General features: G+C 65.8%; 22 protein-coding genes. 14 read left to right on the forward strand and 8 right to left on the reverse strand.

The genetic code is table 11. From position 1 onward, the window contains the following. Positions 1-58 precede the first annotated feature (58 nt). Both G8760_RS04940 and G8760_RS04945 read right to left on the reverse strand, forming a co-directional pair. Positions 59-829, reverse strand: a complete 771-nt coding sequence (locus G8760_RS04940; protein WP_166347354.1) for a GNAT family N-acetyltransferase — start codon at positions 827-829, stop codon at positions 59-61. Between the two features lie 90 nt (positions 830-919). After that, positions 920-1,057, reverse strand: coding sequence for a hypothetical protein (locus G8760_RS04945; protein ID WP_166347357.1), 138 nt, complete (start codon positions 1,055-1,057; stop codon positions 920-922). A gap of 222 nt (positions 1,058-1,279) precedes the next feature. Here G8760_RS04945 and G8760_RS04950 point away from each other — a divergent pair, with 222 nt between their 5' ends. Beyond that, on the forward strand, positions 1,280-2,260 hold the full coding sequence (locus G8760_RS04950) for a class I SAM-dependent methyltransferase (protein ID WP_166347360.1): 981 nt from the start codon (positions 1,280-1,282) through the stop codon (positions 2,258-2,260). Here G8760_RS04950 and G8760_RS04955 read toward each other — a convergent pair. Further along, complete coding sequence (locus G8760_RS04955) at positions 2,189-2,794, reverse strand: TetR/AcrR family transcriptional regulator (protein WP_166347363.1); 606 nt, start codon at positions 2,792-2,794, stop codon at positions 2,189-2,191. The two genes, G8760_RS04950 and G8760_RS04955, sit on opposite strands and share 72 nt — an antisense overlap. Before the next feature lie 100 nt (positions 2,795-2,894). Between G8760_RS04955 and G8760_RS04960 the strand changes: the two genes are divergently transcribed. The 3 genes from G8760_RS04960 (at position 2,895) to G8760_RS04970 (ending at position 4,237) form a co-directional block, all read left to right on the forward strand. Next, positions 2,895-3,182, forward strand: a complete 288-nt coding sequence (locus tag G8760_RS04960) for an antibiotic biosynthesis monooxygenase (protein WP_166347366.1) — start codon at positions 2,895-2,897, stop codon at positions 3,180-3,182. 13 nt (positions 3,183-3,195) lie between these two features. Next, entirely contained in the window at positions 3,196-3,801 is a 606-nt protein-coding gene (locus G8760_RS04965) for a DUF2867 domain-containing protein (protein WP_166347369.1), read from the forward strand. Between the two features lie 124 nt (positions 3,802-3,925). Next, positions 3,926-4,237: a helix-turn-helix transcriptional regulator gene (locus G8760_RS04970; protein WP_166347372.1), complete on the forward strand. Its 312-nt coding sequence runs from the start codon at positions 3,926-3,928 to the stop codon at positions 4,235-4,237. Positions 4,238-4,343: 106 nt separating this feature from the next. Here G8760_RS04970 and G8760_RS04975 read toward each other — a convergent pair whose 3' ends face one another. Both G8760_RS04975 and G8760_RS04980 read right to left on the reverse strand, forming a co-directional pair. Continuing rightward, a complete protein-coding gene (locus tag G8760_RS04975; protein WP_166347375.1) occupies positions 4,344-5,432 on the reverse strand; it encodes a fatty acid desaturase family protein in 1,089 nt (362 codons plus the stop codon). Between the two features lie 19 nt (positions 5,433-5,451). Then, positions 5,452-6,093: a DUF5994 family protein gene (locus G8760_RS04980; protein ID WP_166347378.1), complete on the reverse strand. Its 642-nt coding sequence runs from the start codon at positions 6,091-6,093 to the stop codon at positions 5,452-5,454. Positions 6,094-6,393: 300 nt separating this feature from the next. Between G8760_RS04980 and G8760_RS04985 the strand changes: the two genes are divergently transcribed. Beyond that, positions 6,394-6,552 carry a hypothetical protein gene (locus G8760_RS04985; RefSeq protein ID WP_166347381.1) on the forward strand — a complete coding sequence of 53 codons (159 nt, stop codon included), beginning with the start codon at positions 6,394-6,396 and terminating at the stop codon, positions 6,550-6,552. A 144-nt stretch (positions 6,553-6,696) separates the two neighbouring features. Here G8760_RS04985 and G8760_RS04990 read toward each other — a convergent pair whose 3' ends face one another. Continuing rightward, a complete protein-coding gene (locus tag G8760_RS04990; RefSeq protein WP_166347384.1) occupies positions 6,697-7,407 on the reverse strand; it encodes a helix-turn-helix domain-containing protein in 711 nt (236 codons plus the stop codon). Between the two features lie 160 nt (positions 7,408-7,567). On the opposite strand from G8760_RS04990, the gene G8760_RS04995 reads away from it, so the two are divergent. The 3 genes from G8760_RS04995 to G8760_RS05005 all read left to right on the forward strand — a co-directional run bounded on the left by G8760_RS04995 (position 7,568) and on the right by G8760_RS05005 (position 10,143). Then, positions 7,568-8,689 carry a TRM11 family SAM-dependent methyltransferase gene (locus G8760_RS04995; RefSeq protein ID WP_207782024.1) on the forward strand — a complete coding sequence of 374 codons (1,122 nt, stop codon included), beginning with the start codon at positions 7,568-7,570 and terminating at the stop codon, positions 8,687-8,689. Positions 8,690-8,809: 120 nt separating this feature from the next. Further along, positions 8,810-9,685 (forward strand): AraC family transcriptional regulator, encoded by an 876-nt coding sequence (locus G8760_RS05000; RefSeq protein ID WP_166347387.1) that lies wholly within the window; start codon positions 8,810-8,812, stop codon positions 9,683-9,685. 17 nt (positions 9,686-9,702) lie between these two features. After that, complete coding sequence (locus G8760_RS05005) at positions 9,703-10,143, forward strand: hypothetical protein (RefSeq protein WP_166347390.1); 441 nt, start codon at positions 9,703-9,705, stop codon at positions 10,141-10,143. Positions 10,144-10,215: 72 nt separating this feature from the next. Here the strand turns inward: G8760_RS05005 and G8760_RS05010 are convergent, their stop codons facing one another. Continuing rightward, a complete protein-coding gene (locus tag G8760_RS05010) occupies positions 10,216-10,713 on the reverse strand; it encodes a hypothetical protein (protein WP_166347393.1) in 498 nt (165 codons plus the stop codon). Between the two features lie 133 nt (positions 10,714-10,846). On the opposite strand from G8760_RS05010, the gene G8760_RS05015 reads away from it, so the two are divergent. The 4 genes from G8760_RS05015 to G8760_RS05030 all read left to right on the forward strand — a co-directional run bounded on the left by G8760_RS05015 (position 10,847) and on the right by G8760_RS05030 (position 13,903). Then, the gene (locus G8760_RS05015) at positions 10,847-11,083 is read left to right on the forward strand and encodes a hypothetical protein (protein WP_166347396.1); all 237 of its coding nucleotides are present in this window, start codon (positions 10,847-10,849) and stop codon (positions 11,081-11,083) included. 44 nt (positions 11,084-11,127) lie between these two features. After that, positions 11,128-12,063 carry a serine hydrolase gene (locus tag G8760_RS05020; protein ID WP_166348154.1) on the forward strand — a complete coding sequence of 312 codons (936 nt, stop codon included), beginning with the start codon at positions 11,128-11,130 and terminating at the stop codon, positions 12,061-12,063. 162 nt (positions 12,064-12,225) lie between these two features. Then, entirely contained in the window at positions 12,226-12,894 is a 669-nt protein-coding gene (locus tag G8760_RS05025) for a HEAT repeat domain-containing protein (protein ID WP_166347399.1), read from the forward strand. Then, positions 12,881-13,903, forward strand: a complete 1,023-nt coding sequence (locus tag G8760_RS05030; RefSeq protein WP_166347402.1) for a MerR family transcriptional regulator — start codon at positions 12,881-12,883, stop codon at positions 13,901-13,903. Before G8760_RS05025 ends, G8760_RS05030 begins: the two co-directional genes overlap by 14 nt. A gap of 2 nt (positions 13,904-13,905) precedes the next feature. Here G8760_RS05030 and G8760_RS05035 read toward each other — a convergent pair whose 3' ends face one another. Further along, the gene (locus tag G8760_RS05035) at positions 13,906-14,484 is read right to left on the reverse strand and encodes a hypothetical protein (protein ID WP_166347405.1); all 579 of its coding nucleotides are present in this window, start codon (positions 14,482-14,484) and stop codon (positions 13,906-13,908) included. A 130-nt stretch (positions 14,485-14,614) separates the two neighbouring features. Here G8760_RS05035 and G8760_RS05040 point away from each other — a divergent pair, with 130 nt between their 5' ends. Together G8760_RS05040 and G8760_RS05045 are read left to right on the forward strand one after the other, a co-directional pair. Beyond that, positions 14,615-15,193, forward strand: a complete 579-nt coding sequence (locus G8760_RS05040) for a dihydrofolate reductase family protein (protein WP_166347408.1) — start codon at positions 14,615-14,617, stop codon at positions 15,191-15,193. 140 nt (positions 15,194-15,333) lie between these two features. After that, positions 15,334-15,837 carry a VanZ family protein gene (locus G8760_RS05045; protein WP_166347411.1) on the forward strand — a complete coding sequence of 168 codons (504 nt, stop codon included), beginning with the start codon at positions 15,334-15,336 and terminating at the stop codon, positions 15,835-15,837. Positions 15,838-15,862: the final 25 nt, after the last annotated feature.

The raw sequence follows: 15,862 nt of genomic DNA on the forward strand, positions 1-15,862 counted from the left end.
GCGTGTCTATGTCGACGCGAGTGGTGTAGCGGCTCTTGGGGCACGACGAGCGCGGATCCTACGGCGTGTAGACGTACGGGGTGGTGGTAGTCAGCGGCACGAAGCCGAGCCGTTGCAGGATCGGGCGGCTCTGGCTGGAGGCGTCCACCTGTAGGTAGCGGTAGCCGCGCTCGGCCGCGATCCGCGCCCGCAGCGCCACCAGTGCACGGTAGATGCCCCGTCCGCGCCAGTCGCTGACTGTGCCACCACCCCAGAGACTGGCGAACGCGGCGCCTGGCGGCATCTCCATCCGCGCCGCGCTCACCGGCACATCTGCGGCCATGACAACCGCCGCCCACATCGTCGCCGGCTCTTCGGCCAGTTGCGGGAGCACGTGCCGGGCGATCCACGAGCTGTTGGTGCCGAACACGTGATCGTGGACTTGGGCCATGAGCTCCGCACCGGCCGCGTCGATGACCGGGCGCAGGTGGACGCCGTCGGGCAGTTCGGTGCTGGTGGACAGGTCGCGAGTCTCCGCGACCATCAGCGTCTCGTCGGGCTCGGCCACGAATCCGGCCGCGCGGAGCCGGTCGGGGAGGTCGGCGGGCTGGTCGTGGGCATACATCTTCCACTCGAACGCGCGCCCCAGCGCGGTGAAATACCGCACCTGCGCCGCGATGGCCGCGTCCACGGTGCTGTGGTCGAGATCCGACCAGACGACGCCGTTCCAGCCCTGGCCGACCTGGCGCACGACGCCGTCGGTTCGTTCCACCCGGGAATCGGGACCGTCGGCCCGTGCGTGTCGGCGCATATCTTCGTCGAACACCGCAAGCATCGCATTGTGATCCACGTGCCAAGTGCACCAGCAACGACACGGCCGGGCAACGCGTTTTTCACACCGCAGCAGCCTGCGCCACGACGAGGTGCGCGGACACCGCCTCTACACCGATTGCGCCGGCGACTCCTCCATGCTTTCCGCGCTATCGATAACCTCTTCGGTCAGCTCCGGGTCCGGCTCTTGGTCGCCCGACCCAGGTAGGTGATAGCCGTATAGGGCGGCCACCAGGTAGTCGTCCACATATCTGTAGCGTCGGCTTCCTCCACCTCGCGGCCGAATATGTCCGAGGTGACCGGCGTCGGCGGGTTCCAGTCGAAGCCTTGGTCGGCCATGCATACTCGGCTGCTTCTTCGGTGCGCCGGGGCCCGGGTCGGTTGCCGAAACGTCGAGTCCAAGTAACAATAAGAACTGTTCTCAATAACACCACTCTGTCATCACCGCGCTCGAGACTGAAGGCTTCCGATGCCACCAGCGATCCCCACCGATGCGTCCTTCCTTGCGCCCGGCGACGGCATCGCCGACTGGCGACTCGTCCTCGCCTATGAGGCGGCAGCCGACGCCGGCGTACTGGACCGGCTGCCTGCTACTCTCGAGCAGTTAGCCGGCGACGACCTCGATGTGGGAGCGGTACGTGCGGTCCTCGGGGTACTCGAAGCCTGGGACGTCGTCCGATGCGATGGACAGGTCTATGCACCCGGGACGGCCGCGCCCAAGCCTCCAGACGACGAGGTGCTCATCCGGCACGGTGCCACGATCCGGCGGTGGGCTGGGTTGATCGGACCGCGCTTGCGGGACCGGCAGGCGAGCCTCGACAGCCTGGGAACTCCACGGCCGCCCCGCCAGGACCTGCTGGCTCGCAACGCGCAGCGCATCACCGGATCGCTCATCGACCGGTGCCTGGAAGCCGTACCAGGCTGCCGAAACGTACTGGATCTGGGTGGCGGGCACGGGATACACGCCCTGGAGCTCGCCCGACGTGGCATCGCCGTCACTCTGCAGGACCTCCCACCGGTCGTGGACGCCGCCCAGCGGGACGGCACGCTTACCGCGGCCGGCGTCAGTCTCTTCGCCGCAGACCTGCGCACCGACCTCGCCACCGGCCCCTTCGATCTGGTGCTGTGTTCCGGAGTGACCAACATGTTTGACGCTCGGGCCAACCAGGACCTCTTCCATCGAGTACGGCCCCTCCTCGCTTCGGATGGAGCATGCGCGGTGGTCAGCTTCATGCGCGGTCGCAACGAGGCTGCGGCAAGCTTCGCGCTCCAGATGCTCGTATGGACCGACGGCGGCGACGCGCATGCCGCGGCCGACTACCAGTACTGGTTCCAGCAAGCCGGCTTCAACCAGATACACACCCACGAGCTGGATGAGCTACCCCAGACCCTCGTTCTCGCGCGCTGCCCCTCGAGGTGGGGCGTCGCTGGGCTGGATGTCGAGGATTAGGTTGGCGGCGCGGGCACGGACGGCGGCGTCGCTGCGGTCCGGGTGGTCGGCGGCCAGGAAATGGTGGCCAATGGCGAGGCAGAAGGCGAGGAGGCTGCGGGCTTCGACCTCGTCGGGGTCGGAGCAGAACGTGCTGATCATGTCGCGGGCGAGCTGCATCCGACGGTTGTCGACTCTGCGTAGGCGTTCGGCCGCCCGCACGTCGCGACGAGCCCAGTCGCGTACGGCCAGGTCGACCTGGAGCAGCCGGCCGGCGGGGAAGGTGAGCATCCCGGCGAGCCGGACCCTCTCCTTGGCGTCGCCGGTCTCCTGTGCGACGCGGTCGAGGACGTCGTCGACGCTTTCCCGCTCCCAGGCATCCAGCATCGCCTCCAGCAGGGCGTCGCGGTCGTCGAAGTACCCGTAGAACCCGCCCTTGGTCACGCCGAGCGCCTTGGCGAGCGTCTCGACCCGTACGGCGACCACGCCGCCGGTCGCCAGCGCCTGCAAGCCCTGCTCGATCCATTTCTCCCGGGGTGTGCGCAACGCGCCCATGCGTGCCGAGCCTCGCTTTCTTGCCCTTGTACGGGTCCGTATAAGAGGTAGGTATAGGCTACCTGTTATACGCAACCGTATAACGTCAGGAGGATGTGTCATGTCGTTCGGCTTTATCGCCTTTCACTACCCGGCGCCCCAACATCTCGACGAGTTCGTCGCCGGCTGCAACAAGGTTGCCGACGCGGCCCGGCGGCAGTCGGGTTTCGAGTCGGTCGGGGTCTGGGTGACCACCGATGGTGGCGCCGTCGTCACCACGGGCGCGTTCGAGTCCGAGGAGGCTTTCCAGGCGGCGGCAGCACTTGCCGGGGAGATGGATGCGGCGCCCGACGGGATCAGCGACCTGGAGGTCAAGCCTCGTGAGGTCCACCTCGTCCGGTCGCCATAGGCAGCGGGTCGGCATGAGGCTCCCGAACTCGGCGCATACGGAACAGCCGTGGCGGATCCACGAGATCGCACCGGACTTTCGGATCGAGGATGTCTGGGCATATCGGACCCCTGGCGCTGGGCCCGACGACTTCCCGACGATGCTCGCTGCGCTGATGGCATCCAACAAACCCGGGCGCGTGGACGTGCTCACCCGGTTGCTGTTCGCGGTGCGCTGGCGGCTCGGTGCCCGGTTTGGCTGGGACCACGCCGAGCAGGCGGTCGGCGGCAGGGTCCGTTCGCTGCGTGAGCGGCTGCCTGCCGACCTGCGCGACGGTCCGGCCGGCATGAACGATCCCAACATTCCGTTCACGCCCGTCTACCAGCTGCGGAATGAATGTGTCCAAGAGCTGGCCAACAAGACTGTCCATGACCTCCTGCACCTGGGCTGGGTGCCGACCGGGGATGGTGAGTACGAGCTGCATATGACGGCCCTGGTTAAACCCAATGGCCTGTTCGGACGTTTCTACATGGCCGCGATCAAACCGTTTCGCTACCTGATCGTGTACCCGGCGATGACGCGCAGGTGGGAGCGCGCCTGGAGGGACCGAGCCGCGCTCGTCCCGGGCTCCGAAGGGTAGGTGGCCCGAGTGGCGCCTCGTGGTGTGGAGTCGTGGCGGGTGGGCTCAGGGGGCGCGGCCAGTATGTGGGATCTATGATTCTAGTAAACTAATACTTGTATCTCTTTTCTAGTATAATGGCGGGGTGACTCAATGGAGCTTCATCACCAACCACGCTCGGGCCCTGTTGTTCATCGCCGGCCACCCCGACGCCCGGCTCCGTGATCTCGCTGCCGCGCTGGATGTCACCGAGCGTAATGCGTACGGGATCGTCACCGATTTGGTGACATCGGGCTATGTGATCAAGGAGCGTGAGGGGCGCCGCAACCGGTATCACATCCAGGATCACCTCCCGATGCGAGACACGATTGGCCGGGAACTCACCATTGGCGAGGTGCTCGATCTCCTCGCCGACCGGGGCAGCCCATCCGACGGATCGGCAACCGCCACGACGTGACCGGTCGGCGCTCTGTTGTCCAAGGGGCCGATGCAGGTGATTCGCCTGGGCGACACCCAAGCTCCGCGTCGAGCGACGGGGCCAAGGCCCCACCTACGGTCAGAAGTTAGGCGCGGTACTGGGCGGCGAGGGGGCAGCGGAACGGGTCGGTGTTGGCGTGCTCGACGGTGTTGAGGTAGCGGATGATGGCGCGGTAGGCGCCGAAGAAGCTGGTTTCGGTGTACCGGACGTCGTGTTTGGCGCAGTGCTCTCGGACGAGAGATTGTGCCCGGCGTAGGTTGGGACGGGGCATATTGGGGAACAGGTGGTGCTCGATCTGGTAGTTGAGCCCACCCATGGCGAAGTTAGTGAGTCTGCCGCCAGTGATGTTGCGTGACATTAGTACTTGGCGTCGGAGGAAGTCGATCTTCAGGTCGGGTGGCACGATGGGCATGCCGACGTGGTTAGGCGTGAAAGCACCGCCAAGAAACAGCCCGAACAGGCCCATCTGGACTCCGAAGAAGGCCGCCGCCTTACCCGGTGGCAGGACGAGGAGGAGGACGGTGATGTATCCACCGAAGCGGCCGGTGATGAATGCGACTTCCCACCAGCGGTGCTTGAGCTGCCGCCGTTGAATGAGCGTTTGAACGCTCGAGATGTGGAGCGCGAGTCCCAGGAACAGGATGAGGGGGAAGAAGTAGCCCTGCCAGCGGGTCAGGCGCGCGGCCAGTCCGCGCCGGTTCCGGGCGATGGCAGGGGTGAAGGCGAACGCGCTGGGTCCGATGTCGGGGTCGGAGCCTTCCTTGTTGGGGTTGGCGTGATGCCGGCTGTGTTTCCTCATCCACCAGCCGTGGCTGAGCCCGGCGAACAGGTTGGATAGGACCCGCGAGGTCCAGTCGTTCCAGTGGTGGGAGGTGAAGATCTGGCGGTGTGCGCTGTCGTGACCCAGGAAGCTGAGCTGGGCGAGCACAACGGCTAATCCTGCGGCCAGGATCAGCTGGAACCAGGAGTTGCCGAGGAAGGCGAACGCCACCCAGATGCCCGCGAATGCCGCCACCGTGATCGTGATCTTGGTCCAGTAGTAGCCGTACCGCCGCCGCAGCAGTCCGGCCGCCTGGACCTCCCGGGATAGTTCGGTGTACGAACTCACGTACCGCACGCTGCGTGGAGTGCGCCCACTTTCCGTGTCTACCAGGTTGGTTGCTGTGGGGCTCATGTGGGCCTCCCCTGGGTGGTCAGGATCGGCAGGCTGTTGCGCCGCCCTCGGATTCCCACGCGGTCTTGGCCACCCGGTCCGCGTGTGCCGCAGCCGGAGCCACGGGTGGCTCGGCTTGCACGGGTGCGTGGGCGGCCAGGATGTCGCTGGCTCGGTTGTGATGGTTGTCGTGCTGGATCGTCGCGAATACCCGCTCGGCGAGCAGCGGGCTGCTGTCTGCGGGCACTACCAACAGGTCCAGGCGGTAGTTGCCGTGACGACTAGTGAGGCTGACGAGGTGCGGGTCGATAGTGCGAAACCATCCCAACTGGACCGTAGTGCCGCCGGTGGCCAGCTTCTTCCCCACGCCGTTGTTCCACGAGGTCTGGTGGTAGGCGACCCGGGCCACGATGAAGCCACGTCGGGAGAGCGCGGCTACCAGCGCTGGCAACTCGGTGGCGAGGTCGCTTGACCGGGGCCACCATGCGCCGTCGACGGCCCTGACGTCACCTGTGACTGTTGGGCGGAACGCGGCGCGTAGCGTCGAGGGATGGCCTGACTTGCTGTCGGGCGGTCGCCTGATCACACCTATCTCCTGGCGCCGTTGGTGGCTCCGGTCTGGATCGTCGGCCATGTCGGCGGGGGCGAGACCGTGGATCAGGTGTAGGCCTGCTGTGCCCATGGTGTCCTCGATTCGGCGGACGTTGCGTCCGCCAGTAGTAACTTCAACCGTAACAAAGGAACTAGAAAACTAGCAAATTTTTTCTAGTATTTTTTACCATGTATGGATTGTGGTGAGGAGCATCGTTGGCCCTCTGGGCGTGAGCCGCGGCTGGTGCGTTCGCGATGCGTTGTGCGTGGGGAGCTGCCGGCAGCCCCTGAGTCGAACGGACTCCTGTCGAGCCCCATCGTTCGCCTGTTCGCGTGCACGTTCGTGCGTCGATCCTTCGGAATGCAGCATTGCGGAGCGTAGAATTGGAGAATGTTGACTCTCGTGATCGTGCTGCTTGCCATCTGGCTGGTTCTGTCGATCGTCGGGTTCGCAATCGAAGGCATTCTCTGGCTCGGCGTGATCGGCGTTGTCCTGTTCGTCGCTACGGCGATCATCGGATGGATCCGGCGCAATGCTCGTAGGGCGTAGTTGCACCTGACTGCTGATCCCGCCCGTCGAGAGAATGTGACCGCACCGCGTCGAGATGGCGGACCCAGGGTCGGCCGTGTGCCGACAAGCCGGTACTGAAGCTCAGGGAATCCGACGGCTACTCGATGGGATCCTCAAGCTGATCTACGACGTCAGGCGCTGATCCAGGTCAAGAGCGATGGCCCCACCGGTGCCGCCGCGGAGCTGCCCGGCGGTGCGCCCGACGTACGTGCGCAGGGCGCGGGCCAGGTGCGGCTCGTCGAAGTAGTCGAGCGTGGCGACGACATCGGCGACGAGGGCACCGGCGGCCAGGAGTTCCGCCGCAGTCCGGGCGCGTTCGATCTGCCGGATGGCGCCCTGGGTGAGCCCCGTCGCCGTTCGGAACCGGCGCTCGACCGTGCGGTTAGCGACGGCCGGACGATGGCCACGCACGACGTCGGCGACGAGTGGATCACGGACGATGATTCCGGACCGGACCAGACGATCGACCAGAGCCTCGGCATCGTCGGGCCCCGGCGTCGGCCAGCGCGCGCCATCCAGCCGGAAGGTCCGGCGGGTGGTGTCAGGGAGTTCGACGCCCCCGTCTACCAGCGCCGTCGCGGGCATTGCCCGGAGCGAAGTTCCTACGGCGAATTCGATGCCCGTGAAGGTCGCGCCCTCCGGAACCGGTGCAGCGCCGGTCCTCGTCTCGGGGCCGGACACGCTGGCATACGACCGGCCTTCGTGCTGCCAGAACACCAACCCCCAGCGCACCGCCGCGACCGAGGTCATCTCTGCGACCTGCTCACTCGTGCAGGTCCACACTATGTCGCACCACGGCGAGTCGGACGCACGTGTCTCGAAACGCAGTCCCACGAGTGCAGGATACGCCCCTAGCCGATCCGACCGAATCGAACACAGATTGTCGGGTCCGCCGGGTGCTGAGATGTCTACTGTGGAACGATCCTCCGGAGTCGACGGTGGCCGCACCCCGGTCCGGTGCGACGACGTACGCCACCAAGGAGCTAGGAGATCAGTGGGCAGCACGATCAGCACATGGCACGCCCATGCCGATACAGCCGCACCGGGACTTGTTTCCGGTGGAGAGTTCGCCGTACTGCTGGCACCGTCTGCTAACCGGGTCTACACGGAGAACGCCGTCGAGATGCTCCGCGGCGAGCTTTCAGTGTTCGATCAGTGTCTGCTCGCGGGCACGGTGAGCAACATCCGCGTCGACGCTATGGCGGAGGCACCTTGTGTCCGTTTCGCCGGCGAGGGGCTCACGGCTCGTGACGTGAACTGTTTGATGAATCTGTCCTCCGCTTATGTGCTGTTCTCGGTCCATGACGGGATGCTGGCGCCGGTCACGGGACGCCGGCTGGATCGTTATGACGATGATCTGCTCACGATCCTGAAATACCGGGGTAAGACGAATGAGCAGTTCACCAAGTTGCTTCTCAACGTCACTGCTGCCGCGATGGGGTCTGCCGAGTCCTTTCTGAGCCGCCAGTTGCGGGTGCTCGACCCGCTATGTGGACGCGGCACCACCTTGAATCAGGCGATCATGTACGGCTGGGACGCCTACGGGATCGACATCGACAAGAACGATACGGAGACCTACGCCGCGTTCATCCGTCGTTGGCTCAAGGACAAACGTCTGAAACACACCGTCGCCGAATCCCGCCTTCGCCGGGAGGGGAAGACTCTCGGGCGGCGTTTCTCCGTGGAGTTCGCCGAGACCAAAGAGGCCTACAAGGCCGGCCGGTCGCAGACGGTCGACGTGGTGACCGCCGACACCGTGCGCAGCGACGACGTCCACGCAGCGGGATCGTTCGACGTCATCGTCGCCGACGCCCCCTATGGGGTCCAGCACGGCGGAATCCACAAGGGCACCGCCGGTTCGCGGGCGCGGCTATCGCGGGACCCGACGGCGTTGCTAGAGACCGCGATACCCGGTTGGGCGAGGTTGTTACGCGAGGGCGGCGCGATCGGCGTGGCGTGGAACACTCTTCACACCTCGCGCGAAGACCTCGTAGCGATCATGACCACCTGCGGCCTGCACGTCATGGGTGATGACTGCTACGCAGGGTTTCGGCATCGGGTCGACCACGCGATCGACCGCGACCTGATCGTCGCCCGCAAGCTCCGCCCGAGATGACCAGAGGCGTTTAGTCCACGCAGGGCCGCCAGGATTGTTGCCAACGACCCTGGCGGTCATGCTGGCATCCGAGAGGCCATGTCCTGCAGCCCTCTAGCATGAGAATCAAGGGAGGGCAGGATGGATCAATGGAATCGCGCGATCGCCGAGATCGAGAACCATCTCGATGGGCATATTGATGTGTCCGCCCTGGCGCGGCTGGTGCTGACCACCGAATTCCACTTCCGGCGTATTTTCTCCACTCTCGCCGGCATGCCGATTTCTGAATACATCCGGCGACGACGTATGACCGTCGCCGCCGCGGCAATCCTCGAAGGACGCGAGAAGATCGACACCATCGCGCGGAGCTATGGCTACACGTCTCCGGACTCCTTCACTCGCGCCTTCAAGACCGTTCACGGGCTCACGCCCGAACAGGCCAGACGTGAAGGCGCCACACTGCTGTCCCAGCCACGCCTGACCTTCCGTCTCCACGTTGAAGGCAGCTCGGAGATCTCTTACCGGATCGTGCGCAAGGACTCCTTCAAGCTCGTCGGACGCACTGCCCGTGTTCCCATCATTCACCACGGCACCAATCCCGCCATGGTCGAGTTCGAGGAGTCGATCAGCGACACCGACTACGCCACGATCGAGAACTTGTCCGATCAGGAACCACTCGGTGTGCTGGCCGTCTGCGACAACATCGCCGAGGACCGTGCCGAAGGCAGCAGCATGAACTATGGGATCGCCGCGGCGACCCACCGCAGCCCACCGACGGGCCACCACTGCACCGAGGTAGCGGCGGGCACCTGGCTCGTCCTGAGCTCAACCGGGGTGTTTCCCCAGGCCGTAGCGGCGATGTGGTTCCAAGCCGGCGCCCAGTGGTTCCCCTCGAACCCCTACCGGCTCATACCGGGGCCAGAAATCGTTCAAGCCAGCTACGACCCCTCCGGCTCCCGCGTACGGGCCGAGCTATGGCTCCCGGTGAAACCCACTAGTCGTCTCGACGTAGCCTGACGGGTAGCTTGGCGAGCGTGTACACGCCGGCCGCCGCCTTCCGTCGTACTCCTGCTGAACGCGCCGACCAGGAACTCGCCTGGCGCCGCAGCGATCAAGCGTTTTTCGCTGCTGGCGCGTGTCATATCTTGGCGTGGGCGTTCGCCGCCAAGCGGCCCACATTCCAGATCGTCGCACTCCGAAAGGTCGGCGAAAAGCACTCCAGCCATACCATCGCCACCAACGGCACGTGGGCGTTCGATCACGATGGCTGGACGTTGGAGTCCGAGCTGCTGGCCGTGACCGCGGAGTTCGAACCCGAAACGCCGTGGGAACGTTTGGTTGTCACTGAGGACCTGGCGACATTCTGTCGGAACCACTATCACCGGCCTGCCAGCATGTACGCGGCTGATCCATGGCCGCGAGCAGCGGCGTACATCGCGAAGTTCCCGCCAACGCCCCCGACGAACGACGAATAGGTCTGCGTACCCCGGCAGTGGCGCCCCCGGCCGGATCGGGCCCGATCGTGGTATCCGGCAGTCACATGTCGTTCACGATGACAACTGGCGGCGCCGCACGGTGGCAGCGACGGCGACCGCCACGAGCCCGATCAGGGTGGTATATAACCCGACCGCGGGTCTATTGACGTCAGTGTTCGCTAGGCCGAACACCAGCAACGCAGCGGTCGCCACGGCTACCACGATTCCGAGTGTCTGCGCCGCGCGGTTCGCCGCTGCCGACTGGCTTATCGCAGCTGCGACAGCCACTCCCACCGTCATCAGGAGCACGATGGCAACGACGACTTCGGCCGCGCCCTCGGTGAACATAGCCCAGCCGATCTCGGCCGAGGAATGGTACTCGTATGAGTCGGTCGATACCGCCCACGGCACGGCGAGGCCTACCACCGTCAGCGTGGCACCTGCCACCATGACCGCGCCGGTACCTGCTATGGCGATCAGACGCTCCTGTTGCAGTTCCAATCGCTGGATCCGCGACTGCAACACATCAAGGTCGTTCGATGGTTCACGCTTACGGGGAGAGTTGGCCACGCCAGCAATTATGGCGCGGAGAACAGCGCGCGGTGTCTCGGCGTCGCATCTATCGATGCTCCACGGGGTACCGCCCCACCGCCAGTGGTCAATTGAGGTTGACGCTAACTTCGTCGTCAATTACGGTTGACGCATGGATGCTGAGCAGTTGGCGGGTCTGGCGGTGGCCGTCACCGATGACGATCCCTTGGTGGGTTTGGAGGCCGTGACGCGGATGCGTGGCGAGATGGAGCGGGCAGAGGCGGTGCTTGTGCGCCGAGCTCGCAATGCGGGGCTGACGTGGGTGGAGATCGCAGGGGCGCTGGGGGTTTCCAAGCAGGCAGTGCACAAGAAGCATGGTGGTCGTCGCCTGTTAGGGGGAAGGTCGTGACGGATGTGGCAGCTGACGAGCAACTCGCGGAGAAGGTCGGAGAGATGCTCGGGCCTCGGCATCCGGTGTTCGCCGCAGCGACTGTCACGTCGTCGTCGGCGACCGTGACCGCCCGCGGGGCTGACCTCGACGCCGACTTCGAGATCGGCTCGATCTCCAAGGGCATCACCGGGCTGCTCTACGCCGACGCGAAGGCCCGAGGGGAGATAAGCCGCGACCCGACCCTCGGAGAATTGCTGCCGCTGGGTGATGTTCCCGCCGCCGCGGTCCCGTTGGAGTCGATCAGCACTCATCGCTCCGGGCTGCCGGGCCTCCCCAAGTCGGCGCATCCGTTACGACGGACGGTTGCTCTGTGGCGACACGGCACCAACCCGTACGGTGAGACCCTGGAACAGCTCCTCGCCCAGGCGCGGGGCGTCGAGGTGGGCAAACCACGGGCGCGCTACTCCAACTTCGGGTTCGAGCTGCTCGGCCATGCGATCGCCGGCGCCGCGGGGATGACCTTCGCCGAGCTGGTTCGGGATCGCCTTGCCGATCCGCTCGGGCTCGGGTGCTTCTACCTGCCGGCGACGACCGACGAGCTTCGAGCCACCGCGCTCACCGGCCGGACCAAACGGGGTGCACCGCGCCAGCCCTGGACGGGTGAGGCGCTGGGACCAGCCGGTGGCATCCGGTCCTGCATACACGACATGGCCAAGCTGACGGCCACCCTGCTCGCCGGGTCGGCACCCGGTGCCGCAGCACTCGATCCGGTCGCGCCATTCGGCCGAGGCGCCCGGATCGGCGCCGGCTGGGTCACCACCGACGTCGGGGGTCGCACCATCACCTGGCACAACGGTGGCACCGGTGGCTTCCGGTCCTGGCTCGGGCTTGACCGCACCGCAAGCACCGGTGTGGTCATCCTGTCCGCCACATCAGTATCGGTCGACCGCCACGGGTTCGCGCTCCTCACCGACCACACCACCAAGACGAGCGGATGAGAGAACAACCCGCCCGGGTATGGGGTGAGACGAGCCGAACCGTGTCGCTGACCTGGGCGCCGCCCGGTTGTCTGCGCCGGCGCTTCAGGTCCGTACTTGACCTTGACACGGTGATAACGTCTTCACTGGTGGTGGGAGGTGGTCCAGATCTACTCGACACCCATGAATCCACCGGACACCAAGCTGTTCGGTGCCTTGAGCGCCGACGACCCGTCGACCCGGCTCGCGGCCGCGCTAGCAGTGGGTACACAGGCTAGGCCAGGCTCCGTCGAAGTATTGGTAGCCCGGTGCGCCACCGAGCCGGACTTCTTCGTGCGCGAGATGCTCACCTGGGCGTTGACCCGCTACCCGGCGGAAGTCACGGTGCCCAGACTCGTCCGGGAGCTTCGTTCCGAGGGGGCTCAGGCGCGCAGCCAGGCGTTGCACACCTTGTCCAAGATCGGCGATACGAGTGCGTGGCCGGCGATCACGCGGTCGTTGTTGCACGATGCCGACGACGAGGTTGCCCGAGCTGCCTGGCGGGCGGCCGTCGTCCTCGTGCCCACGGAAGAGAAGTCGGTACTAACCGCTGAACTGGCTGCTCAGCTTGGCCGCGGCAACCGGGATGTGTGGTTGAGTCTCACCCGTGCGCTCGTCGCTCTCGGAGACGTGATCCTGCCAGCGCTTACCGCGGCAACGGCGAGCGACGACTCGACGGTGGTAGTGCACGCTCGTGCAACAGAGCTGATGCTGCGCGACCCGGACGCCGGGTTCGATGACGCCGTCGAAGAGGCGAAAAGATGCCTCGCGCCGGGTCTGGAGCGGGCGAGGGGTCAGTGTGCTGATCGGTGACGTGGCACGTCGTTCGGGAGTGAGCGCCCGGATGCTCCGGCACTACGACTCCTTGGGGCTGGTGCGGCCAACCGGCCGCACCAGCGGCGGCTACCGCGAGTACTCCGATGCGGACATTCGCCGCCTCTTCCAGGTGGAAGGATTACGCTCGCTAGGTCTGTCGCTGCGGGAGATCGGACAGGCCCTGCGGGATCCGGAATTCACACCGTCGTCGCTCGTCGGCGATCTCATCCGGCGGGCTGAAGGCCGACTGCGGCAGGAACAGGAACTTCTCGGGCGGCTACGCGCGGTCGACGCCTCGGTCCCCTCGGGCTGGGCGGACGTCATGCGGATCGTCGAACTCATCCGAGGGCTCAACTCGCACAGCGCCGCCCGTCGGCAGCAGGCTGTCCTGGCCGAGGATGCTCCGGCTTCCGGAGAGTTGCTGGCGCAGGCTGTCCTCGCTGAATCCGATGCGAATGTCGCAGGTGCCCTACGGTGGGCCCTCGCACGAGTGGGCGGTGACGTAGTGGCGGGTGTCGCGCCGGGGATCTACTCGGAGGACGTTGACATCCGACGGCGGGCCGTGCAGGCACTGGCGGAGATATCCAGTGACGAAGCGAGCGGGGTGCTCGCCGCCGCGCTCGAAGACGCGGACCCGGTGGTGCGCAGGCGCGCCGCGCTGGCCCTGGGTGGACGTGGCGTGGCGGCGGCCATCCCCGAACTCGTCGCCATGGTGGTCGAGGGGACCAACGACGTCGAAGCGGCGGAGGTGATGGGGCGACTGTCGCAGAACCCGGGGTATGCGGACCGCATCGTGACCGCACTGGTCGACGCGCTGGCCGCAGCGGCTTCGGACTCCGCGGTGCGAATCCGGCTGGCCCAGGCACTCGTTGAGATACCGGGGGCAGCGGCGCGAGCCGTGCTGCGGGGCCTCGCCGACGACGATGACCGGGCAGTCGCGCTCACCGCGTCAGCCTTCGTGGAGCAGCTCGAGGAAGCGTCAACTCGCCGTCTTTCCTCAAGCTGAGGCTAGAAGTCGATGAAGCCCGCGACGATCTGCCGCACTATGCCGGCGGAGGGGTCTGGAGTGCCGTAGAAGTACACCGATCCATACCCCCATAGGTATTCGTCCACGACGTCTTCGAGCGGGCCGTCCCCGGGCCAGCCTTCTTCGTCGATTTGAAAGAGGAACTGGTGCCCGTCCGCGAGTACCGCATCGGCGTACGAAGGGTCGCCCTGGATGAGCGCTGGCTCGTCGCTGATCCGGACCAGGCCCGGCGCACTGCCGCCGGCCAGCGGTGCGAGGGCGGCTGAGCGCAGACCCGGCCACCCGAGCTGCGTATGGGCGCCGCGCGGTGATGGTTCGTGTACCAGGGCCCGCATCGCCATGTTCGGATATTCGAGATCCTCGTCGCCGATATCGAAACCGTCTCTGAGAAACACACTCACCTCCGACCCTCCGGTCCACGGCGCGACGTCGGCCGGGAGGGTTAATACATAACGGTGGGTGAGGAGAAGTGGATGGTGCTCGATCACCGCAGGGGCCGCGCCACCAAGCCGCGCTCCGTGTTGTCGGTCGGGAAGCTCGGGCGCCAGCAACACTGCCATTCCTCAGATGTTAGTCCTGGTGCTGTCGTTTCTGTCCAAGACTGTTGTCGCGGCTACGGTCTATCTTCGGTCTCCTGCGCACCACCACGGGGCGCTCCCAGTTCGCTTGATGACGAGGAGAAGCAGCACTATGCGTGATCTGGTCTACACCGGGTTTATGTCACTCGACGGCGTCGTGGATTCCCCAGGCGGCGGGCCGGACGAAGAACACCGCAGCGGTGGCTGGGTGTTCAAGGACCTCGAATTCGTGCCCGAGGCTTGGTCGCTCAAGGCCGAGGAACTCGCCGACACATCGGCGCTGATGTTCGGTCGCCACAGCTACGAGGTCTTCGCGCCGGTGTGGCCGGGGTCGGAGGACCACGCCGCCTATAAGGAGCTGCCCAAGTACGTGGTGTCCTCCACGCTGCCCGACGACGCACTCGTCGACGGCTGGGGCCCGACGACGATCCTCCGCTCAACCGAGGACGTCGCCGCGCTCAAGGACAGCGACGGTGGTGCGATCTTCATCCACGGGAGCGCGGAGCTGGCCCGGCGGCTGTCGGACGCCGGCTTGATCGACCAGTACAACCTGCTGGTCTTCCCGGTATTGCTCGGAGCCGGAAAGAGCATCTTTAGCCGGACCGACCGAGACAAGCAGGTCTTGAAGCTCAGGGAATCCGAGCGCTACTCGAACGGCATCCTCAAGCTGATCTACGACGTCAGGCGCTGATCCAGGTCAAGCGAGCCCTGCCGGTACCGTCGCGGAGCTGCCCGGCGGTGTGTCCGACGTATTTACGCAGCTGACCGACCCCCGGAGATCAGCTGCGTTGATAACATCCCCAACGTGACGACGCGGAACGTCCTCGACGGATGATCACGAACTTCCTGCTGGAGCACCCGTGGATGTCTCCGGTGGCGTTGGCGCTGATGGTGGTTGCCGGCCCCGTTCTGGGCAGATGGCTCACTGACCGGCCCACGGCAGCCCGGTGGTTGCTCGGTGCATCCCTGCTGCCGATCGCGATCACCACACTCGTTCCCGTCGATCGCCAGCTGGAAGAATTCTGTGTGGTCCAGTGGGCTCTGCCCACACCGTCCCGCGTGGAACTGATGGCCAACGTCGTGCTGTTCGTCGCGCCGGCTTTGCTGTTCGCCGTCATCACCCGTCGCCTTCTGCTGACCGTTCTATTGGGCACTGGCCTGTCGGCTGCCGTCGAACTCGTCCAAGCCCTCATACCCGCCATCGGTCGCTCGTGCGATACAACCGACTGGCTGAGCAACACCATCGGTGTGCTCATCGGTGCGATGTTGGGATGGGCAGCGCTACGGCTAGCTCGTCAGCTGCGCGCGAGCGGCGTCAGTCGACTCGAGCCCTGAAAGGGGACGGACCCGGCGTGACGGC

Source organism: Phytoactinopolyspora limicola (assembly GCF_011320225.1).
Classification (GTDB): Bacteria; Actinomycetota; Actinomycetes; order Jiangellales; family Jiangellaceae; genus Phytoactinopolyspora; species Phytoactinopolyspora limicola.